This window comes from Dechloromonas sp. ZY10, from assembly GCF_041378895.1.
GTDB lineage: Bacteria > Pseudomonadota > Gammaproteobacteria > Burkholderiales > Rhodocyclaceae > Azonexus > Azonexus aquae.
On sequence record NZ_CP144212.1, the window covers coordinates 1470672 to 1492129 of the forward strand.

General features: G+C 60.3%; 22 protein-coding genes. 15 read left to right on the plus strand and 7 right to left on the minus strand.

Features of this window, described 5'->3' with window-relative positions; translation table 11 throughout:
- Window positions 1–2: 2 nt before the first annotated feature.
- The 3 genes from VX159_RS06690 to VX159_RS06700 form a co-directional block, all read right to left on the minus strand.
- Window positions 3–641 (minus strand): energy transducer TonB, encoded by a 639-nt coding sequence (locus VX159_RS06690; RefSeq protein ID WP_371325196.1) that lies wholly within the window; start codon window positions 639–641, stop codon window positions 3–5.
- A 118-nt stretch (window positions 642–759) separates the two neighbouring features.
- On the minus strand, window positions 760–936 hold the full coding sequence (gene hemP / locus VX159_RS06695) for a hemin uptake protein HemP (protein WP_371325197.1): 177 nt from the start codon (window positions 934–936) through the stop codon (window positions 760–762).
- A gap of 671 nt (window positions 937–1607) precedes the next feature.
- Window positions 1608–2813 carry an aromatic amino acid transaminase gene (locus VX159_RS06700; RefSeq protein ID WP_371325198.1) on the minus strand — a complete coding sequence of 402 codons (1206 nt, stop codon included), beginning with the start codon at window positions 2811–2813 and terminating at the stop codon, window positions 1608–1610.
- 82 nt (window positions 2814–2895) lie between these two features.
- Here VX159_RS06700 and uvrB point away from each other — a divergent pair, with 82 nt between their 5' ends.
- Both uvrB and VX159_RS06710 read left to right on the plus strand, forming a co-directional pair.
- Window positions 2896–4974 carry an excinuclease ABC subunit UvrB gene (gene uvrB, locus VX159_RS06705; RefSeq protein WP_371325199.1) on the plus strand — a complete coding sequence of 693 codons (2079 nt, stop codon included), beginning with the start codon at window positions 2896–2898 and terminating at the stop codon, window positions 4972–4974.
- A gap of 3 nt (window positions 4975–4977) precedes the next feature.
- Complete coding sequence (locus VX159_RS06710) at window positions 4978–5457, plus strand: low molecular weight protein-tyrosine-phosphatase (RefSeq protein WP_371325500.1); 480 nt, start codon at window positions 4978–4980, stop codon at window positions 5455–5457.
- A gap of 108 nt (window positions 5458–5565) precedes the next feature.
- Here VX159_RS06710 and VX159_RS06715 read toward each other — a convergent pair whose 3' ends face one another.
- Window positions 5566–8376 (minus strand): ribonuclease E/G, encoded by a 2811-nt coding sequence (locus tag VX159_RS06715; RefSeq protein ID WP_371325200.1) that lies wholly within the window; start codon window positions 8374–8376, stop codon window positions 5566–5568.
- A 415-nt stretch (window positions 8377–8791) separates the two neighbouring features.
- On the opposite strand from VX159_RS06715, the gene VX159_RS06720 reads away from it, so the two are divergent.
- The 4 genes from VX159_RS06720 to VX159_RS06735 are packed head-to-tail and all read left to right on the plus strand — an operon-like array spanning window position 8792 to window position 11824.
- Complete coding sequence (locus tag VX159_RS06720) at window positions 8792–9802, plus strand: RluA family pseudouridine synthase (RefSeq protein ID WP_371325201.1); 1011 nt, start codon at window positions 8792–8794, stop codon at window positions 9800–9802.
- On the plus strand, window positions 9793–10449 hold the full coding sequence (locus VX159_RS06725) for an HAD family hydrolase (protein WP_371325501.1): 657 nt from the start codon (window positions 9793–9795) through the stop codon (window positions 10447–10449). Before VX159_RS06720 ends, VX159_RS06725 begins: the two co-directional genes overlap by 10 nt.
- Complete coding sequence (locus VX159_RS06730; RefSeq protein WP_371325202.1) at window positions 10428–10844, plus strand: Rieske (2Fe-2S) protein; 417 nt, start codon at window positions 10428–10430, stop codon at window positions 10842–10844. The genes VX159_RS06725 and VX159_RS06730 overlap by 22 nt, the downstream gene beginning before the upstream one ends.
- Entirely contained in the window at window positions 10841–11824 is a 984-nt protein-coding gene (locus VX159_RS06735; protein ID WP_371325203.1) for a S49 family peptidase, read from the plus strand. The genes VX159_RS06730 and VX159_RS06735 overlap by 4 nt, the downstream gene beginning before the upstream one ends.
- 49 nt (window positions 11825–11873) lie before the next feature.
- Here VX159_RS06735 and VX159_RS06740 read toward each other — a convergent pair whose 3' ends face one another.
- Both VX159_RS06740 and VX159_RS06745 read right to left on the minus strand, forming a co-directional pair.
- Entirely contained in the window at window positions 11874–12608 is a 735-nt protein-coding gene (locus VX159_RS06740; protein ID WP_371325204.1) for an SAM-dependent methyltransferase, read from the minus strand.
- Window positions 12609–12612: 4 nt separating this feature from the next.
- Entirely contained in the window at window positions 12613–13194 is a 582-nt protein-coding gene (locus VX159_RS06745) for a nucleoside triphosphate pyrophosphatase (protein WP_371325205.1), read from the minus strand.
- Here VX159_RS06745 and VX159_RS06750 point away from each other — a divergent pair.
- The 9 genes from VX159_RS06750 to VX159_RS06790 all read left to right on the plus strand — a co-directional run bounded on the left by VX159_RS06750 (window position 13193) and on the right by VX159_RS06790 (window position 19871).
- The gene (locus VX159_RS06750; RefSeq protein WP_371325206.1) at window positions 13193–13804 is read left to right on the plus strand and encodes a DUF177 domain-containing protein; all 612 of its coding nucleotides are present in this window, start codon (window positions 13193–13195) and stop codon (window positions 13802–13804) included. The genes VX159_RS06745 and VX159_RS06750 overlap by 2 nt on opposite strands.
- A gap of 18 nt (window positions 13805–13822) precedes the next feature.
- A complete protein-coding gene (rpmF, locus tag VX159_RS06755) occupies window positions 13823–14002 on the plus strand; it encodes a 50S ribosomal protein L32 (RefSeq protein ID WP_371325207.1) in 180 nt (59 codons plus the stop codon).
- 69 nt (window positions 14003–14071) lie between these two features.
- A complete protein-coding gene (gene plsX / locus VX159_RS06760; RefSeq protein WP_371325208.1) occupies window positions 14072–15088 on the plus strand; it encodes a phosphate acyltransferase PlsX in 1017 nt (338 codons plus the stop codon).
- Window positions 15088–16050, plus strand: a complete 963-nt coding sequence (locus tag VX159_RS06765) for a beta-ketoacyl-ACP synthase III (protein WP_371325209.1) — start codon at window positions 15088–15090, stop codon at window positions 16048–16050. Before plsX ends, VX159_RS06765 begins: the two co-directional genes overlap by 1 nt.
- 77 nt (window positions 16051–16127) lie before the next feature.
- On the plus strand, window positions 16128–17054 hold the full coding sequence (gene fabD / locus VX159_RS06770) for an ACP S-malonyltransferase (RefSeq protein WP_371325210.1): 927 nt from the start codon (window positions 16128–16130) through the stop codon (window positions 17052–17054).
- A gap of 4 nt (window positions 17055–17058) precedes the next feature.
- Window positions 17059–17799, plus strand: coding sequence for a 3-oxoacyl-ACP reductase FabG (fabG, locus tag VX159_RS06775; RefSeq protein ID WP_371325211.1), 741 nt, complete (start codon window positions 17059–17061; stop codon window positions 17797–17799).
- 73 nt (window positions 17800–17872) lie between these two features.
- Window positions 17873–18109, plus strand: a complete 237-nt coding sequence (acpP, locus tag VX159_RS06780) for an acyl carrier protein (RefSeq protein WP_290895319.1) — start codon at window positions 17873–17875, stop codon at window positions 18107–18109.
- Window positions 18110–18182: 73 nt separating this feature from the next.
- The gene (gene fabF / locus VX159_RS06785) at window positions 18183–19418 is read left to right on the plus strand and encodes a beta-ketoacyl-ACP synthase II (RefSeq protein WP_371325212.1); all 1236 of its coding nucleotides are present in this window, start codon (window positions 18183–18185) and stop codon (window positions 19416–19418) included.
- A gap of 30 nt (window positions 19419–19448) precedes the next feature.
- Complete coding sequence (locus VX159_RS06790) at window positions 19449–19871, plus strand: protein YgfX (RefSeq protein WP_371325213.1); 423 nt, start codon at window positions 19449–19451, stop codon at window positions 19869–19871.
- Here the strand turns inward: VX159_RS06790 and nadB are convergent.
- Window positions 19849–21423: an L-aspartate oxidase gene (nadB, locus tag VX159_RS06795; protein ID WP_371325214.1), complete on the minus strand. Its 1575-nt coding sequence runs from the start codon at window positions 21421–21423 to the stop codon at window positions 19849–19851. The genes VX159_RS06790 and nadB overlap by 23 nt on opposite strands.
- Window positions 21424–21458 lie beyond the last annotated feature (35 nt).

The window sequence follows — 21458 nt, forward strand, 5'->3', positions numbered from 1 at the left end:
TCTTATTGCTCCAGTTTGAAGATGATGGGAACCAGGACCCAGCTTTGGACCGGGGTGTCACCGCGCTTGGCGGCGACGAATTTCCAGGTGCGAACGGTTTTCTGGGCGGCCTCGTCGAGACGGGCACTGCCGGAGGAAGTCTTGATTTCGACGTTGTCGGCGGTCCCTTGCGGGGTGACCGAAACGCGCAGGATGACCTTGCCTTCCTCGCCCATGCGGCGGGAGAGCGGCGGGTAAGCTGGGGCCGGATTTTTCAGGTAGTCGGCGTCGAAGCGGGCCTGGCTGACCGGCTCGGGCGCCGGTGGAGCCGGCGGTGTCGGCTTGCTTTCGACCACCGGGGCGACCGGCGCGGCCGGGGCTGGGACGGTGCTGGTGGTGGCTTCGATCTGCGGCTGCGCCGGCTTGGGTTGCGGTTGCGGGCGCACTGCTTGCGGCTTGGCCATCGGCAAAGGCTTGGCTTCTGGCGGCTTGGGTGCTTCGACCGGTGGAATCAGGTCGACGATCAGCGGCATTTCGAGAATCTGCGGCACCACCGTCTTGGCGGCCATGATCAGCGCAAAAACGCCGACATGCAGACCGATGACGAGACCGAGCAGGCTGCTGCGACGACCGGCAGCGGAAGAGGAAAGGGCGTAACTCATGATCTTTCGCAGCATCCGCAAGACACAAAAAACCCGTGGCTTGCTTGCAGATGCTGGCTGGCTGTGGGAAGGATTACAACGGAGAGAGGGAAAGTGGTACTCGACAGTTGCGCACTGGCTATTTGGTCAGGATCAGCTTGTTTTCGCGGGTGACGCGCAACTGGTAACGCTGTCCGGCATGCTCAATTTCGATCAGGTTCCGGCCGGCCAGGAGTTGCCGGCTGTCGATGCAGGTCTTGCTGTCGCTGGCTTCGGTGCGGACCGGTTGCGAGGGTGTGCTAGGGGTTTGCAGCATGATGGATTGCAAATAATTGAGAATTGTTCTCATATTATCGTATTGAGAATCGTTGTCAATATTGTTTTGGCAATTTGATTGAACTTTTTCCGCCGTCAAGGAAAAACTGTGGGAGGCTGGCCGAAAAAATCGGAGGATTGCTGGTGCTCGGTCCAGTCGCTGGCAGCGAGCATGGGATTTTCAGTGCGCAGTGAACGGTCAATTCGTGCCGGGTCGAATCGCACGGTTGGCAGCTTGCATGTCGTTGCAAAGCACCGGCGAAGGGCAGCAGCGGGAGCGAGCGGTCATGCTGCCGGGACGGGGGATGGCCGACGTGCGGAAGCCTCGGCGAAGCGAGCAGGGGGGTACAGGTTGACGTGGCTATCGCGGTAATCCGGCGCCAGTTTTTCGGCATGTGCCGGATGGTCGGGGCAGTCGTTGAGGCCGGGACGCGGCAGGGGATGGTCCGGCAAGAATTGTTTTTTTGCCGTTGATTATGGTCGACCGTAACTAACGGCAAAAACCGGCTTAAGCAGCTTGCCCTGCGCAGCTCGGTGCTTGCCTGAGGGCTGGCAAGATGGCCGGAGGGGCTTGTCGGAAATGAACGAGTCAGCGGGCTATTCCGGCAAGCTGTGATGAACAAAAAAATGGCGGGATCGCTCCCGCCATTTTTGCTGTAGCAGTCTTGCTGCTTATTTGGTCACGGCAGCAATAGCCTTGGCGACGTAGTCAATGTTCTTGCTGTTCAGCGCGGCCAGACAGATACGGCCGGTGGACACGGCGTAGATGCCGAATTCTTCCTTCATCCGTTCAACCTGGGCGGCGGTCAGGCCGGTGTAGGAGAACATGCCGCGCTGTTGCACGACAAAGGAGAAGTCCTGGGCACAACCGGTCGCCTTGATGGCGTCGACCAGACCGGTACGCATGGCACGGATACGGTCGCGCATGCCGGCCAGTTCGGCTTCCCACTGGGCGCGCAGTTCGGTCGAGGCGAGCACGCCGGAGACCAGGGCGGCACCGTGGATCGGCGGGTTGGAGTAGTTGGTGCGGATGACGCGCTTGACCTGCGACATGACGCGGGCCGATTCGTCCTTGGAGGCGGTGACGATGGACAGGGCGCCGACGCGCTCGCCGTACAGCGAGAAGTTCTTGGAGAACGAGCTGGAAGCGAAGAACTGCAGGCCGGAGGCGGAGAAGGCGCGGATGGCGACGGCGTCGGCGTCGATGCCGTCGGCAAAGCCCTGGTAGGCCATGTCGAGGAAGGGCACCAGGCCGCGTTCCTTGCAGATGCCGACGACTTCTGCCCACTGGGCATCGCTCATGTCGGCGCCGGTCGGGTTGTGGCAGCAGGCGTGCAGCAGCACGACCGAGCCCGGGGCCATCTTGTTCAGGTCGGCGACCATGCCGGCGAAGTTCACGCCGCGGGTAGCGGCATCGTAGTAAGCGTAGTCTTCCACGACGAAACCAGCGGCTTCGAACAGCGCACGGTGGTTTTCCCAGGACGGGTTGGAGATATAGACCTTGGCTTCCGGGTTGAGGCGCTTCAGGTAGTCGGCACCGATTTTCAGGGCGCCGGTGCCGCCAATGGCCTGAGCGGTGATCACGCGGCCGGCGGCGAGCAGGTCGGAACCCTGGCCGAAGAGCAGGTTCTGCACCGCGCCGGTGTAGGCGGCCGGGCCTTCGATCGGCTGGTAGCCGCGCGGCGGGGCGGCCTTCAGGCGGGTCTCTTCGGCGGCCTTGACGGCGGCCAGCAGCGGAATCTTGCCGTTGTCGTCAAAGTAGACGCCAACGCCGAGGTTGACCTTGGTGTCGCGCGTGTCGGCATTGAAGGCTTCGTTCAGGCCGAGGATCGGATCGCGCGGGGCCATTTCCACCGCTGCAAAGATCGAAGAGGACATAGGAACTCCGTGGAATAATAGGGACGAACTGACAATAACGCGCAAAGCACGCTTCGCGCTGACAAAACCGCAAAATTCTAGCATGACTGAAACGCCTGCATCCCTGCCTGAAGCTCAGGTTGTCACTTTTCCCGACAGTCCTTTTCGTTTGCACCAGCCTTTTCCGCCGGCTGGCGACCAGCCGGAAGCGATCCGGCAACTGGTCGAAGGACTGGACGATGGTCTTTCGTTCCAGACCTTGCTTGGCGTCACTGGCTCGGGAAAAACCTACACGATGGCCAATGTGATTGCCCGCAGCGGTCGGCCGGCCTTGATTCTGGCGCACAACAAGACCTTGGCGGCGCAGCTGTATTCGGAGTTCAAGGAGTTTTTCCCGGAGAACGCGGTCGAGTACTTCGTCTCCTACTACGACTACTACCAGCCGGAAGCCTACGTCCCGTCGCGCGACCTGTTCATCGAAAAGGACAGTGCGATCAATGACCATATCGAGCAGATGCGCCTTTCTGCGACCAAGAGCCTGATCGAACGCCGCGATGTGGTGATTGTGGCTTCGGTGTCGTGCATCTACGGTATCGGCGACCGCGAGGAATACCACAACATGATCCTGACCATGCGTGTCGGCGACCGCATGGATCAGCGCGACATCATCAAGCGCTTGAGCGCGATGCAGTATGATCGCAATGAACTGGATTTCCACCGTGGCACCTTCCGTGTGCGCGGCGACGTGATCGACATCTTTCCGGCCGAACATGCTGAACATGCGATCCGGGTTTCCTTGTTCGACGATGAAATCGAGGCCCTGCAGTTCTTCGATCCGCTGACCGGACAGATGCTGCACAAGGCCCTGCGGTTCACGGTCTTTCCGGCATCGCACTATGTGACGCCACGGGCGACGGTGTTGCGGGCGATCGAGGCGATCAAGGAAGAGTTGCGCACCCGTGTCGATTATTTCACCCGCAACCAGCAACTGGTCGAGGCGCAGCGGATCGAGCAGCGGACCAAGTTCGATCTGGAGATGCTCGATCAGATCGGCTTTTGCAAGGGGATCGAAAACTATTCGCGGCATTTGTCCGGGCGGCGACCGGGTGAGGCACCGCCGACGCTGATCGACTACCTGCCAGCCGATGCCTTGATGTTCATTGACGAGTCGCACGTCACCATTGGCCAGGTCGGTGGGATGTACAAGGGCGACCGCTCGCGCAAGGAAAATCTGGTCAACTATGGTTTCCGTCTGCCTTCGGCGCTGGACAATCGGCCGCTGCAGTTCGACGAATTCGAGGCGCATCTGCGGCAGACCGTCTTTGTCACTGCCACGCCATCGGACTACGAGCAGAAGCATGCTGGTCAGGTGGTCGAGCAGGTGGTGCGACCGACCGGGCTGGTTGATCCGGAAATCATCGTCCGGCCAGCGACGACGCAGGTCGACGATTTGCTGGCCGAGGCTGCGAAGCGGATTGCCGTCGGCGAGCGGGTTCTGGTGACAACGCTGACCAAGCGGATGGCCGAAGACTTGACCGATTTTCTCGCCGACAACGGGATCAAGGTGCGCTACCTGCATTCCGATATCGACACCGTCGAACGGGTCGAGATCATCCGCGACCTGCGCCTCGGCGAATTCGATGTGCTGGTCGGCATCAACCTGCTGCGCGAAGGTCTGGATATTCCCGAGGTGTCGCTGGTGACCATCCTCGATGCAGACAAGGAGGGCTTCCTGCGGTCCGAGCGTTCGCTGATCCAGACTATTGGCCGGGCTGCGCGCCACTTGCACGGGACGGCGATTCTCTATGCTGATAAGATAACCGAGTCGATGCGCCGGGCGATGGCCGAAACCGAGCGGCGGCGCGAGAAGCAGTTACGTTTCAATGCTGAAAACGGGATCACACCCCGTGGCGTATCGAAGCGAATCAAGGATATTATCGATGGTGTGCATGACACCGACAGCAGCAGCGGCACCGGCCTGAAGGTGGCCGAGCGGCAGGCTGCGTACGATGTCATGGACGAGAAGGCGCTGGCCAAGGAGATCAAGCGTCTCGAAAAAGAAATGCAGGATTTCGCGAGAAATCTTGAATTCGAAAAAGCGGCAGCTGCACGGGACGAGCTTTTCCGCCTACGCGAAAGAGCATTCGGCGCGGCGCAGCACGACCACGACAGGGGAAATTGAATGATGACTTACCGGGTGTTGCTGGTTTGCATGGGCAATATCTGTCGTTCACCTACCGCCGAAGGTGTCTTGCGCCAATACATCGTCAACCATGGGTTGGGCGACAAGGTCGAGGTGGATTCGGCAGGAACGCATGGCTATCACGTCGGCGAGGCTCCCGATTCGCGGACACAAAGGGCGGCCAAGGCGCGCGGCTACAATCTTTCGCAATTGCGGGCGCGCAAGGTAGCGCCGCAGGATTTGGATTATTTCGATCTGATTCTTGCAATGGACAAAAGCAATCTCGACAATTTGCGTCGCATGGCTTCGCCCGAGCAGCGCGAGCGGATTGGCTTGTTCATGGATTATGCAAAGAATTTCGATGACAATGAAGTGCCGGATCCTTACTATGGTCTGGGCCATGGTTTTGATCTGGTTCTCGACATGGTCGAGGATGCATCAAGCGGTCTGATCGACCACTTTCGGCAAGTTGTCGGCCGTTAGTCGGGCCGTTGTTTACCCCTCGGGGTAGATGGCGGAAATGCAGAAGGGGTGCCCGCGGGCACCCCTTCTGCATTTCCGCCAACGGTGAAGTTGGCGGAGGTGGGTTGATTACTTGTTGCCGGTTTCAACCATGACCAGGGGTTCGCTTTCAACATTGACGCTGCGTGCCTTGCGCGGGCGGCCAAGCTTGACAGGTACTTCGCTGGTAACCGGGGCGGCGCTGGAAGTGGTTTGCACCATGACCAGACCACTTTCGGCTAAGGCCTGTTCGACATTGGCGGTTAGCGGAGCAGCTGCCGGCAACTCTGCCGGGCTGCTTGCTTCGGCTGGTGCCGGTGCGCTTGCTTCGGCTGGTGCCGGTGCGCTTGCCTCTGCCGGTTCCGGTGCCTGCGGTGCAGCAGCGGCTGGTACCGGTGCGGTCGGGATTTCGGGCGTGCCAGCCGGAGCAGTTTCCGGTTGTGTCTGCGGCGCTTCGCCAAGAATTACCGGTGCCGCCGGAGGAGCTTCCGTCGCAGCGGCCTCGGCTGCCGGTGCTTGCGGTTCGGCGTGCGGCAACGGCGCGCTTGCCGGTGCAATTGCCGGGGCTTCGGTAGTAGCTTCTGGTGCTGCCGGTGCTGCATCCGGTGCCGGGGTTGCAGCAACTGCTTCCGGGGCTACCGGGGCGGCGCTGGTGGCAGGTTCGATGGCTGCCGGGATGACGACGACCACCGGTTCCTGGTTGAGCTCGGGGTGGGCAGCGGTATCGGATGCCACGGCTTGCAAGTTCAGGTTTTCACCTTGCTCGCTTTCCTGGCGACGTTCTCCGCGATTACGGCCGCCACGGCGACCGCGCCGGCGGTTGCCGGACTCCTCGCCATTTGCTGCGCTCTGTTCGAGGGCAGGGACAGCGTTTGGCACGGCGTTGCTGGCGACCGTGCTTTCGGTGCTGGCGGCTACTTCCTGCGCTTGCTGTCGTTCGCGCTTTTCGCGACGTTGCTCGTTATTGCGCTGGCGGCGTTCCTGACGTTCTGCGCTATTTACGGTCGACTCGTCGCGGGCCGGTTTTTCCGCGCGTTCGCTACGCTCCGGGCGTTCACCTCGCTCTTCGTCACGACGGTTGTTGCGATTGTTGCGGCGGTTGTCGCGACCTTCATTGCGTTCGCGGCGACCTTCGCGGCTCTTCTTGGGGGCCTCGGTCTGGGTCGGCGTAGCCGGAGCAGCCTCTTCCTTGGTGCTGCCAAACCAGGACATGATGCGGGCAATCAGGCCGGCGCTCGGCTTGACTTCGGCAGCAGGCGGCGCCACCGGCTTCTCGGCGACGACCGGAGCCGGTTGCTCGGGGGAGATTCCCTTGACCACGGCTTCCTGGCGCGGTTTTGCGGTTTCGTTCTGGGCGTTGCGGGCAACCGCTTCTTCAACCGGCATATCGACCATCTTGTAGGACGGCTCGCGGGCATCGTCGTGGTTGAGGTCGTCGTGGCGGAGGCGGGCGATGGTGTGCGCCGGGGTTTCCAGGTGCACGTTGGGGATCAGCAGAATGGTGACCTTGTGGCGCAATTCAATGGCCTGGATGTCCGGGCGCTTCTCGTTGAGCAGGAAGGTGGCGACATCGACCGGAACCTGAACGTGTACGGCGCCGGTGTTTTCCTTCATCGCTTCCTCTTCGAGGATGCGCAGGATGTGCAGCGCAGCTGATTCGGTCGAGCGGATGTGGCCGGTGCCGGTGCAGCGCGGGCAAGGGATGTAGCTGGTTTCGGCAAGCGCCGGACGCAGGCGCTGGCGCGACAGTTCCATCAGGCCGAAGCGGCTGATCTTGCCCATCTGGACGCGGGCGCGGTCGAAGCGCAGCGCGTCGCGCAGGCGGTTTTCAACTTCGCGCTGGTTCTTGGCGCTTTCCATGTCGATGAAGTCGATCACGATCAGGCCGCCCAGGTCGCGCAGGCGCAGCTGGCGGGCGAGTTCGTCGGCAGCTTCGAGGTTGGTGCGCAGCGCGGTTTCCTCGATGTCAGCGCCCTTGGTGGCACGACCAGAGTTCACGTCGACAGCGACCAGGGCTTCGGTGTGGTCGATCACGATGGCGCCGCCGGAGGGCAGGTTCACCTGGCGGGCGAAGGCGGTTTCGATCTGGTGTTCGATCTGGAAGCGCGAGAACAGCGGCACGTCGTCGCGGTAGCGCTTGACGCGGCTGACGTTACCCGGCATCACCGTGCCCATGAAGGCCTTGGCTTGCTCGTAGATCTCGTCGGTATCGATCAGGATTTCGCCGATATCCGGCTGGAAATAATCGCGGATGGCGCGGATGACCAGCGAGCCTTCGAGGTAGATCAGGAAGGGGCCGGACTGCTGCTGGGCGGCGCCTTCGATGGCACTCCACAGCTGCAACAAGTAGTTCAAGTCCCACTGCAGTTCCTCGGCCTGGCGGCCGATGGCGGCAGTGCGGGCGATCAGGCTCATGCCTTGCGGCACTTGCAGCTGATCCATAGTTTCGCGCAGTTCAGCGCGTTCGTCGCCGTCAACGCGGCGCGAGACGCCGCCGCCGCGCGGATTGTTCGGCATCAGCACCAGATAGCGGCCGGCCAGCGAGACGTAGGTGGTCAGGGCGGCGCCCTTGTTGCCGCGCTCGTCCTTTTCGACCTGCACGATCAACTCCTGGCCTTCCTTCAGGGCCTCGTTGATCTTGGCCTTGCCTGGTTCGACACCAGACTGGAAAAAGGCACGGGAAACTTCCTTGAACGGCAGAAAGCCGTGGCGGTCAGCACCGTAATCGACAAAGCAGGCTTCGAGCGAAGGCTCGATACGGGTGATGACCCCTTTGTAGATGTTGCTTTTCCGTTGTTCCTTCGCGGCGGATTCAATGTCGAGGTCAATCAGTTTCTGACCGTCGACAATGGCGACACGGAGTTCTTCCGCCTGTGTCGCATTGAAGAGCATGCGTTTCATATTGTCGGGCTCCAACTAGCCGGAGCGCCGCAGGGAAACGCCCATGCAGGCAGCGACAGTTTCAGCAATCGGGTTGCGTCATGTTCTTCTGGGTATGGCGTCAAAAGGCGATGGTGAAAGTGCTGATCAGTAAGTGGCCGTGTCTTTTTTCTTGAAATAAACAGCCTGAAAAATCCTGCAACGGGTAATCCGTGCGTGCTTGTGGCGAGCTAATCCATTAACATCACTACTTTTGGTGAGTGAACTTAACCAGTCGTTTTACGTTGGTCTGGCCTGCGCAATTGGCGTAGGTGGGATGCGGAGCCTGCCTGGAGCCTGCCGTGTGGCGGTCGCGCTCGTGGCGCTAGGGCGAACGGTCTGACGGTTCGGCATCCCTTGCAAACCGAGACGCAAAACGAATGCAGTATATTGGAAAATGAAGGATACAGGGAAGAAATCACTCAACCAGGCGGTTGTGCGGGTCGAAATCGGCGAAGACGAAGTCGGGCAACGGCTCGATAATTTTCTCATTCGGCGGTGCAAGGGGGTGCCCAAAAGTCACCTTTACCGGATTTTGCGTAGCGGCGAAGTGCGGGTGAATAGCGGTCGGGTTGATGCGACCTATCGCCTGCAGTTGGGTGATAGCGTCAGAATCCCGCCGATTCGCGTTGCCGAACGGGTTGAAAGTGCAATCGACGAAGTCGCCAAGCAGCGGGTCGAACTGCCGATCATCTACGAAGATGAGGCGATGCTGGTGATCGATAAGCCGGAAGGGATTGCCGTTCACGGTGGTAGTGGCGTCAGTTTCGGCGTGATCGAAGCCTTGCGCCGGCAGCGCCCACTGGCCAAGTTTCTTGAATTGGCTCATCGCCTTGATCGGGAAACCTCGGGGGTGTTGCTGGTGGGGAAGAAGCGTCTGGCGCTGACTGCCTTGCACGACATGTTTCGCGAGCATGGTGCCGGGGCGGACAAGCGTTACCTGGTGCTGGTCAAGGGGCGCTGGATGAATCAGACGCAGCATGTCCGGCTCCCGTTGCACAAGTATTTGACCGAAGGCGGCGAGCGTCGGGTCAGCGTTGATGCGCAGGGTAAGCCCTCGCATACGGTATTTCGCTTGCTGGCCCGCTGGTCGGGGATGAGTCTGCTTGAAGCGCAGTTGAAGACCGGGCGGACGCACCAGATTCGCGTGCATCTGGCGCATCTCGGCTTTCCGATTCTCGGTGATGAGAAGTACGGCGATTTCGCGCTGAACCGCGATTTGAAGCGTGATGGCTTGAAACGCATGGCGCTGCATGCGTGGAATATCGCTTTCCGGCATCCTTTGACGGCGGTCCCCTTGAGTTGTCGTGCTTCATTGCCGGCGGGGATTGCTGATTACATTGCCACGGTCGACGCCCGGGAAAGCCGGGAATTTGCCGTTGCCGATTTGCAGGAGAGATTGGTGTGAAGTATTCGCTGGTGGTGTTTGACTGGGATGGCACCTTGCTTGATTCCGCTGCGACCATTGTTCGCTCGATTCAGGCGGCTTGTCATGACCTTGGCTTGCCGATTCCCGACGATGCTCGCGCCCGGCATGTGATTGGTCTTGGTCTCGCAGACGCGATGCGGCATGCAGTTCCGGAACTGCGGCCCGAGCAGATGCAGGCGATGGTCGATCGCTATCGCCATCACTATTTGTCGAGCGATCATCAGTTGACCTTGTTTGCCGGCGTGCCGGCGATGCTTGAGCGCTTGCGCTCGGCTGGGCACATGCTGGCGATTGCCACTGGCAAGAGTCGCATCGGATTGGAGCGGGCGCTCGATCATTCCGGTTTGCGGCCTGTATTCATGGGGTCGCGTTGCGCTGATGAGTGTCACTCCAAGCCGCATCCGCAAATGCTTGAGGAACTGATCCTGGAATTTGGCGTCGATGCAGCGTCGACCGTGATGATCGGCGATACCTCGCATGATATGCAGATGGCCAGGAATGCCGGGGTTGATGGCCTGGCTGTGACTTACGGGGCGCATCCGCATGCGCATTTGCTGGATAGTTCGCCGCGTGCGTGTCTGCACTCGGTTCAGGAGCTTGATGCATGGCTGGCGCAAAACGCCTGATCTGCCGCAGCGATGAATTGCTGGATGGTGGTCGAGGTGTCCGGTTTGGAGTTGAATTTGGCGGGCGGGAGCGGTCGGCTTTCGCCATCCGCTACGATGGTGGTGTTTATGCTTATTTCAACGAGTGTGGGCATGTGCCGGCGGAGCTTGACTGGCAGCCGGGTGAGTTCTTCGATTCTGCAAAGTTATACTTGATCTGCTCGATTCACGGCGCCCTTTATTCGCCGCGCGACGGGCGCTGCCTTGGTGGTCGCTGCCAGGGGAGAGGGCTGCAGCCTCTGGTGGTGTTCGAGGAGGCGGGGGCGGTCTGGCTGGATCTTGACCGGCTTTTGGTGGGTGTTGCTCGCGGTGGCCTTCCTGTGTTTTCAAAGATGGAAATAAATAACGAAAAATGAACGATCCTCAACAATCCGAAACTCGTTTGCCGACTGAGTCGGAAAAGTCGTCCTGGGAGCAGAAAACCCTGGAAAAACTGGTCTTTGCCACCCTTGAGGAGCAGCGGGCGCGGCGTCGCTGGGGGATCTTTTTCAAGGCGCTGGGTTTTGTCTATCTGCTGATCGTGCTGGTTGCCGTGGTCGATTGGGGGGTGGGGGCCGAGCAGCAGGAACGCCATACCGCGATGATCAACGTCACCGGCGTGATCGATTCGAAGGGGTTGGCCAGCGCCGAGCATGTGATTTCGGCGTTGAACAGCGCGTTCAAGGAAAAAAATGCGGCTGGGGTCATCCTGCGTATCAACAGTCCGGGCGGGAGTCCGGTGCAGTCCGGATTGATTAACGACGAGATTATTCGTTTGCGTCAGGCGCATCCGGACAAGCCTTTGTATGCCGTGGTTGAGGATATGTGTGCTTCCGGCGGTTATTACGTGGCGGCGGCGGCGGACCGAATTTATGTCAACAAGGCCAGTATCGTCGGTTCGATCGGCGTCTTGATGGATGGTTTTGGTTTTACCGGGACCATGGACAAGCTCGGGGTAGAGCGGCGTTTGTTGACTGCTGGCGACAACAAGGGCTTTCTCGATCCCTTTTCGCCGCAGGCGCCCCAGCAGCGCGCGCATGCGCAGGTGTTGCTCAATGACATCCATCGCCAGTTCATCGAGGTGGTCAAGCAGGGGCGTGGCAAGCGGCTCAAGGAAACGCCGGAAATGTTTTCCGGTCTGATGTGGACTGGGGCTCAGAGCGTCGAATTGGGGTTGGCGGACGACTACGGTAGTGTCGATAGCGTCGCCCGCGACGTGCTGAAAGCGGAGAAGGTGCTGGACTACTCGATCAAGGACAATATTGCCGAGCGTTTTGCCAAGCGTCTGGGGGCAGGGGCGGTGGGCAGTTTGTGGCAGGGGGTGGCCGAGAGCACGGCCGGGTTGCGCTGGCAGTAGTGGCCTGCGGGATGCCGGCCGGGCGGCTTGGCCGCCGGTCGGGTTCGGTTCAGGCGAGAAGCAAAAATACGGTAGGGCGCCGCTCGATATCGGGCGGCGCTTCTTTTTTGAGTTGTTGCCGCCATGCGCTGATGCTGCGAGTCACGATCCGTTCGCTGTCCAGCGTCAGGTCGGTTGCCAGGCAAAGGCGGGTGCCTGGCTGGCAGGTGTTGAGTAGAGCATCGAACAGTGCGCGATTGCGGTAGGGGGTCTCGATAAACAACTGGGTCATCCGCCGTTTGCGTGATTCGTTTTCCAGTTCGCGCAATGCTTTGCTGCGTTCGGCATCCTTGGTGGGCAGGTAGCCATGAAAAGCAAAGCACTGCCCATTGAGTCCGGAGGCCATTAGTGCCAGCAGCAGGGACGATGGTCCGATCAGCGGGATGACCTGAACGCCGTGTCGCTGCGCCAGTGCGACCAGATTGGCTCCGGGGTCGGCGACCGCCGGGCAGCCTGCTTCCGAAAGCAGGCCGAGGTCGTGGCCGGCGAGCAGTGGCGCGAGCAGGGCTTCTAGCGCGTCGGCCCGGGTGTGTTCGTTCAGTTCGGCTAACTGGAGTTGTTGCAGTGGCAGATTGGTGCTGACAGCTTTCAGAAAGGCGCGCGCGGTTTTGGCTTGTTCGACCACAAAGTGGGTCAGCGGCCGGATGATTTCCAGTGCTGAAGGTGTCAGGTTGGCACTGATCGGGCTAGGGCCTAGGGGGACGGGGATCAGGTAGAGCTTGCCGGAGGTGGGGTTGGAGTTCATGTTTTTACAGTACCTTGATGCCGGCGTTGCGCAGCATGTCGCAGAGGGCGATCAGCGGCAGCCCGACCAAGGCGTTCGGGTCGTCGCCGCGCATGCTTTGCAGCAGTGCGATGCCTAGTCCTTCGGATTTGGCCGATCCGGCGCAGTTGAAGGCGGGCTCGCGGTCGAGGTAATTTTCGATTTCCTGGGGGCTGAGCGTGCGGAAGGTGACCAGCGTCGGTACGCCGCGTACCTGGGCCTGATTACTGCAGCTATCCAGCAGGCACAGGCCGGTGAAGAAGTTGACGGTTTTTCCTGAGAGTTCCTGAAGTTGGGCAATGCCGCGTTCCCGGTTGCCGGGTTTTCCGTAGATTTTGCCGTCGACCGTAGCGACCTGGTCGCTGCCAATGATCAGCGCGTCCGGATGGAGTTTGGCGACGGCTCTGGCTTTTGCTTCGGCCAGGCGGAGCGAGAGTGCTTCCGGGCTTTCGTCGGGGAGCGGCGTTTCATCGGTTTGCGGATTGGCGACGGTAAATGGCAGGCCAAGGCGCTCCAGCAGTTCGCGGCGGTAAGGAGAGGTTGAGGCAAGGATCAGTGGTCGGGACATGGTGTTATTTAAAGGCTTCGGTGCAACAAAATCGGCTAACGGGCTGTTGCAATGGCACTTTGTTTTGACTTGGGCAAACAAAAATAATATCATCCGAAGTTTAAGTCGAAGCAGCTTGAGATTGAAAAAGATTACAGACGCTTTCGTTTTTGCCCGCGAGGGGCGTGTTCTTGAGGGGGCACTGCCGCTGGCATCGCTTGAACGGCTGCATGATCTGGTGGTTGAGGTGGCGGGTGAAGTACATTTCCGTCTCCGCGGGTTCAAAGGTTCGCGTGGCGAGCCGATGCTGGAAGTGCAGGTTTCGGGGGCTGTTCCCTTGGCTTGCCAGCGTTGCCTGCAGGCCATTTCTTTTGATCTTGAGGTCGATAACCGGCTGGAACTAGTTCCTGAAGGTGCCGATCTGTCGCAAGACGAGCTGGAAGACGACACCCGGGACTTTCTGCCGGTGGTGCGTGAACTGGATGTGCTTGAGCTGGTTGAGGATGAAATCCTGCTCAGTCTGCCGGTGGCCCCGCGGCACGAAAAATGTGGCTTGCCCGGAGCCTCCGAGTCCGGCGAACGGCCCAATCCGTTTGCGGCACTGGCGAGTTTCAAGGGTAAGCCGAACTGATTTTTTTGGAGTGACATCATGGCCGTTCAACAGAACAAAAAATCCCCGTCCAAGCGTGGCATGCACCGCGCTCACGACTTCCTCACCGCCCCTTCCATCGCCGTTGAAGCAACCACTGGCGAAACGCACCTGCGTCACCACATCTCTCCGAGCGGTTTCTACCGTGGCAAGAAGGTCCTGAAGGGCAAGGGCGAGTAATCGTTCAATGAAAGGCAGGCGTCTCCATTCGGGGCGCCTGCCTTTTCTTTTGTCTTTTCGGATCCTGTCATGACCCGCATTGCCGTTGATTGCATGGGGGGTGACCACGGACCGTCGGTGACGGTTCCTGCGGCCATCCGTTTTCTTGCCGAGCAGCCCTCGGCCCAGTTGTTACTCGTTGGTCGCGAAGAAGTCCTGCGCCCCTTGTTGGGCGAACAGGCCGCTAACCCGCGTCTGCGCATCGTGCCTGCTACAGAAGTGGTCGGGATGGACGAATCGCCATCCCTGGCGTTGCGCAACAAGAAAGACTCTTCGATGCGCGTGGCGATCAATCAGGTTAAAAGTGGCGATGCCGATGCCTGCGTTTCTGCCGGCAATACCGGCGCGCTGATGGCGATTTCGCGTTTTGTCCTGAAAATGCTGCCCGGCATCGAACGGCCGGCGATCTGCGCCCCTTTGCCGACCGCTACCGGGCATACGCACATGCTCGATCTGGGCGCTAATGTCGATTGCGCGCCGGAGCACCTGCTCCAGTTTGGAATCATGGGCGCGATGCTGGTCGCCGCGATGGAGCACAAGGAGCGCCCTACGGTCGGCGTGCTCAATATCGGTGAAGAGGAAATCAAAGGCAATGAGGTGGTCAAGGCTGCTGCTGAGTTGCTGCGCGGCTCCGGCCTGAACTTTGTCGGCAATGTCGAAGGCGATGGCATCTACAAAGGGCACGCCGATGTGATTGTTTGCGATGGCTTTGTCGGCAATGTCGCGCTGAAAACTTCCGAGGGTCTGGCGCAATTGCTTGCCGGTTCGCTCAAGGATGAGTTCAAGCGGAACTGGCTGACCAAACTGGCTGCTTTGTTTGCAATTTCCGTCCTCAATCGCTTCAAGCAGCGTTTCGATCATCGTCGCTACAACGGTGCGATCCTGCTCGGGCTCAAGGGTATTTCAGTGAAAAGCCATGGCTCAGCGGATGAGCTGGCGTTTGGCAATGCGATTCGGCGTGCATTCGACGCTGCCGAAAATCGGGTTCTTGAACGGATTACTGCGCAAATGGCGCAGATGCAGCCGCAGGCTGCGGTGGAGGCTTGATGATGTTTGCACGTATCGTCGGTACTGGCAGCTATTTGCCGGGCAATCCGGTCAGCAATAATGACCTGGCCGCCCGAGGCATCGATACGAACGACGAATGGATCGTTACCCGCACCGGGATTCGTACCCGGCATCTTGCTGAAGCCGGAGTAACCTCCAGTGAGCTGGGCCTGGTGGCTGCGCAACGGGCACTCGAAATGGCTGGGCTGCAAGCGGCTGACATTGATCTGATCATTGTTGCTACCTCGACGCCCGATTTCATCTTCCCGAGCACTGCTTGCCTGATCCAGGGCAAGCTCGGTAACAAGGGGGCTGCCGCGTTTGACGTACAGGCGGTGTGCAGCGGTTTTGCCTATGCACTGGGTATTGCCGAAAAGTTCATTCGCTCGGGGAGCCACCGGCGGGCGCTGGTGATCGGTGCCGAGGTATTCTCGCGTATTCTCGACTGGAGCGATCGCGGTACCTGTGTCCTGTTTGGTGACGGGGCTGGTGCAGTGGTTCTCGAAGCGTCGGAAAAGCCGGGTATTCTGGCAACAGCGATGCATGCCGACGGCAGTCAGTTCGGAATTCTCAACGTCCCTGGGCAGGTCAGTGGTGGCCAGGTGATCGGCGATCCCTTCCTGCGCATGGATGGGCAGGCAGTATTCAAGTTCGCCGTCCGGGTGCTGGCCGAGATCGCCGAGGAAGTCTGCAGTATTGCCGGCGTCGCAACCAGTGAGGTCGATTGGCTGATTCCGCATCAAGCCAATATCCGCATTATCGAAGCGACCGGGAAAAAACTCGCTATCGAGCGCGAGCGGGTCATCGTCAGCGTCGACCGGCATGGCAACACCTCCGCTGCATCGGTGCCGCTGGCTCTCGACGAGGCGGTGCGCGACGGCCGCATACAGCGCGGCCAGAAGGTGCTGCTCGAAGGGATTGGCGGTGGCTTTGCCTGGGGCGCTGCGCTGCTCGAATTCTGATCGTTCGAGAGGCGAGAGCCGAAGGTCGTCAAAGCGACGGCTTTCCACTCTCTACTCTCCATTAGCTAGGAGTCTGTATGTCTTTTGCGTTCGTTTTTCCGGGCCAGGGCTCGCAGAGCGTTGGCATGATGGCCGCCTATGGCGATGCCGCTGTGGTGCGTGCCACTTTTGACGAAGCTTCTGCCGCACTGGGCGATGATCTCTGGGCGATGGTTGCCGATGGCCCCGCCGAGTTGCTGGCACAGACGGTCAATACCCAGCCGGTTATGCTGACTGCCGGGATTGCAGCCTGGCGTTTGTGGCAGGAGAAGGGCGGCAAGCAGCCGGCGGTGGTGGCCGGGCATAGCTTGGGCGAGTACGCAGCGCTGGTGGCTGCCGGTGTAATCGAGTTCAAGGATGCGGTGCCGCTGGTACGCTTGCGCGCAGCTGCGATGCAGGCCGCTGTGCCGCTCGGTACCGGTGCGATGGCGGCAATTCTCGGGCTGGATAACGACGGTATCGTTGCAGCTTGTGCCGAGGCAGCGCTGGGTGAAGTGGTCGAGCCGGTTAATTTCAACGCCAACGGCCAGACCGTGATTGCCGGCCACAAGGCTGCAGTCGAGCGGGCAATGGCCGCATGCAAGGCGCGCGGAGCCAAGATGGCCAAGGGTCTGCCGGTGTCGGCACCGTTCCATTCTTCGTTGATTCGTCCGGCCGCCGAGCAGCTCGCTGCGCGCCTGAATGAGCTGACGCTGCAGGTGCCGCAGATTCCGGTGATCAACAACGTCGATGTTGCGCTTGAGAGTGACCCCGCACGGATCAAGGATGCGCTGGTGCGCCAGGCCTACAACCCGGTGCGCTGGGTCGAGACGGTACAGAAAATGGCCGCGATGGGCGTGTCGACCGTGGCAGAGTGTGGTCCGGGCAAGGTTTTGGCCGGCCTGACCAAGCGTTGCGCTGACGGTGTCAATGGCGTGGCGCTGGCTGATCTGGCCAGCCTCGAAGCAAATCTCGGATTGGAGTAAGCAGATGCTGAACGAAAAAGTTGCCCTGGTGACCGGTGCCACGCGTGGTATCGGGCGTGCGATTGCGCTCGAGTTGGGCAAGCTGGGAGCGACCGTGATTGGTACGGCGACCAGCGAAGACGGCGCCGGCAAGATTTCCGCTTACCTCGCCGAAGCCGGCATTGCCGGGCGCGGCGTGGTGCTCAATGTGACCGATGTGGCGCAGAGCGATGCCTTGCTTACCGATCTCGGCAAGGAATTCGGTGCCATCGGGATTCTGGTGAACAATGCCGGTATCACCCGTGACAACCTGGCGATGCGGATGGGCGATGATGACTGGGATGCGGTGATCGACACCAATCTCAAGGCCGTCTTCCGCCTCTCGCGCGGTGTCATGCGCGGCATGATGAAAGCGCGTTTTGGCCGGATCATCAATATTTCATCGGTCGTTGGCTATTCCGGAAACCCCGGTCAGGCCAACTACTGCGCAGCCAAGGCGGGGGTTGCTGGTTTGACCCGTTCGCTGGCTCGCGAACTGGGTAGTCGCAACATTACCGTGAATTGCGTTGCACCAGGCTACGTTGCGACCGACATGACGCATGCCTTGACCGACGAGCAGAAGGCCGCCATGCTGGCGTCGATTCCGCTGGGGCGTGCCGGCACGCCCGAGGATATTGCCGGTGCGGTGGCCTTCCTGGCCTCGCCTGCCGGTGCTTATGTGACAGGTACCACCATTCATGTGAATGGCGGTATGTTCATGGATTGATTTCCAGAAGCCTCGGCTTTTGGTACACTTCTAACGTTTTTTTTCGAACCCCCGAGGGGAAGGAGCTTTTCTAATGGATAACATCGTAGAGCGCGTCAAGAAAATCGTCGCCGAACAACTGGGCGTGAACGAAGCGGACATCAAGAACGAGTCCTCCTTCGTGGACGATCTGGGCGCTGACTCCCTGGACACCGTCGAGCTGGTCATGGCCCTCGAAGAAGAATTCGAGTGCGAAATCCCCGACGAACAGGCCGAGAAGATCACCACGGTGCAGCAGGCCGTCGATTACATTCTCGCCAACAAGAAGTAATCCATTTCGGTTGAACCAGGCAAGGCCGGCCCCATCAGGCCGGCCTTGCCACATTTAGTATTCGGAGTGCACCTTGGCACGTCGCAGAATTGTCGTTACCGGCCTGGGCCTGATTTCCCCGGTTGGAAATAGCGTTGAAGAGGGCTGGCAGAACATCATCGCCGGTCGTTCCGGTATTGCCCCGATCACCAAGTTCGATACGTCCACCTTCCCGGTCCAGTTTGCCGGCGAGGTCAAGAATTTCGACATTACCCAGTACATTGCCGCCAAGGATGCGCGTCGGATGGATGCCTTCATCCACTTCGGTCTGGCTGCCGGTATTCAGGCGGTGCGGGATGCAGGCCTCGACCAGGCTGGTGCTGCCGATCCCGAGCGGGTTGGCGTGTCGATCGGCTCCGGTATCGGCGGTCTGCCGCTGATCGAGAACACCAAGGCGGAATACGATGCTGCCGGCGTGCGCAAGGTGTCGCCTTTCTTCGTGCCCGGTTCGATCATCAACATGATCTCCGGCAACCTGTCGATCGAGTTTGGCTTCAAGGGGCCGAACATCGCCGTGGTTACCGCCTGTACGACCGGCACCCATTCGATCGGCGAAGCTGCGCGCATCATCGAGTACGGTGATGCCGACGTGATGATCGCCGGCGGTGCCGAGTCGACCGTGTCGCCGCTGGGTATGGGCGGTTTCTGTGCCGCCCGCGCGCTGTCCACCCGCAACGACGATCCGGCGACTGCCAGCCGTCCTTGGGACAAGGATCGCGACGGTTTCGTGCTGGGCGAAGGGGCCGGGGTTCTGGTACTGGAAGAGTACGAGCACGCCAAGGCTCGTGGCGCCAAGATTTACGCCGAACTCGCCGGTTATGGCATGAGCGCCGACGCTTACCACATCACCGCGCCGAACATGGACGGTCCGCGCCGTTCGATGGTCAATGCCCTGAAGAATGCCGGCGTGACCCCGGCCGACGTGCAGTACGTCAATGCCCATGGTACCTCGACCCCGCTCGGCGATAAGAATGAATCCGATGCGATCAAGGCCGCCTTTGGCGATGCTGCCCGCGATATCGTCGTGAACTCGACCAAGTCGATGACCGGTCACCTCCTTGGCGGTGCTGGCGGCGTTGAGTCCCTGTTCACCGTGCTGGCGATCCATCATCAGATTTCGCCGCCGACGATCAATATCTTTAATCAGGATCCTGAGTGCGATCTGGACTATTGTGCCAATGTCGCTCGTCCGATGAAGATTGACGTAGCGCTGAAGAACAACTTCGGTTTCGGTGGGACCAACGGTTCGCTGGTCTTCAAGCGCGTCTGATCGACGCTCCGGTCTAGCGGAGTCTGAACGGTGCAGTTTCCGGTACACATCGGACTGCACCGTTCTTTTTTATTGTGTTATTCCTTGCTGCTGTTGAGCTTGCCGGTTCTGATGCTGGTCCTGCTGGCGCCGCATCCGTGGTTCTGGCGGCTGCTCTATGCCTGCCTCTGGCTGTTGCTGCTAATCACAGCCTGGTGCGCCTGGTCAAAGCAGCCGCAGAGCCTGATTTTACAGGCTGACGGTTTAATCCGCCTGGCAGATGAAGAATGCGGGCGCAAGGTGCTCGATGGTGCCTGTGTGCATCCTTGGCTGACGGTATTTCGTCTGGAAAACGGCAAAAAGCGACCGTTGACCGTGGTGGTCACAGTCGATAGCTTGAATCCGGAGGATTTTCGCCGCTTGCGGGTTTTCCTGCGCTGGCGGCGGCCGCTCAGCCGGGGCGGCGTCGTTTGAGGACGGTGTTGCGCGGTTTTGCAGCCAGTTCCGGGTAGTCACGCGAACAATGCAGGCCACGGCTTTCGCGTCGTTGCATCGCGCACCGCACAATCAGTTCGGCGGTAACCACCAGGTTACGCAATTCGATCAGGTCGTGGCTGACCCTGAAGTTGGCGTAGAACTCGTCGATTTCGCGCTTGAGCAGACCGATCCGGTGCTTGGCCCGTTTCAGGCGCTTGTTGGTGCGCACGATGCCGACGTAGTCCCACATGAAGCGGCGCAGTTCGTCCCAGTTATGCGAGATCACCACTTCCTCGTCGGCATCAGTGACCCGGCTGTCGTCCCAGGAGGGCAGGGTGGGGAGGGGGGCTGGCGGAGCGGCGAGCATGTCGCTGACCGCAGCCTCGGAGAATACCAGGCATTCAAGCAGTGAATTCGAGGCCAGGCGGTTGGCGCCATGCAGGCCGGTGCAAGAGGCTTCGCCGGCGACGTAGAGACCGGGAACGTCGGTCCGTCCGCGCAGGTCGCTGACAATGCCGCCGCAGGTGTAGTGGGCGGCCGGGACCACCGGAATCGGGTCGCGGGTGATGTCGATACCCAGTTCAAGGCAACGGGCGTGGATGTTCGGGAAATGCGCGCGAATGAAGTCGTCGCCTTTGTGGCTGATGTCGAGATAGACGCAGTCCAGCCCGCGCTTTTTCATTTCGAAGTCGATGGCACGGGCGACGATATCGCGCGGCGCCAGTTCGGCCCGCTCGTCGTGATCGAGCATGAAGCGCGTGCCATCGGGCAGCCGCAATAGACCGCCTTCGCCGCGAACTGCCTCGGAAATCAGGAAGGACTTGGCTTGCGGGTGATAGAGGCAGGTCGGATGGAACTGGATGAATTCCATATTGGCGACCCGGCAGCCGGCACGCCAGGCCATCGCGATCCCATCGCCGGTTGAGGTGTCGGGATTGGTAGTGTACAGATACACCTTGCCCGCGCCGCCGGTGGCAATCAGCGTGTTGCCGGCACCCAGCGTCAGTACTTCACCATTGCGCGTATCGAGCACATAAGCGCCCAGGCAGCGTTGTTCCGGTAGCCCCAGTTTTTCACTGGTGATCAGGTCGATGGCGATGTGATCTTCGAGGATGGTGATGTTCGGGTGCTGGCGAACCTTGCGCGTCAGCGTGTCCTGGACGGCAAGGCCGGTGGCGTCGGCGACATGGATCACCCGGCGGGCGCTATGGCCGCCTTCGCGAGTCAGGTGGTAGCCGGATTCATCCTGGGTGAAAGGAACGCCCTGGTCGATCAGCCATTCGATGGCGCGGCGACCGTTTTCAACCACGAAACGGGTTGCGCTGCGGTCGTTCAGCCAGGCACCGGCGATCAGGGTGTCTTCGATATGCGCCTCGATCGAGTCGCGGCTATCGAGCACGGCGGCAATGCCACCCTGTGCCCAACCGGACGCCGAATCCTCCAGGCGCCGTTTGCTGACTAGCGCCACGCGGCAGTGTTCGGCGAGGCGTAGCGCGGCAGATTGACCTGCCAGGCCGCTGCCGATGATAAGGGCATCGAATGTCTGCACTACAGTATCCGGAGTGTTGATTGCGGCGCGAAATA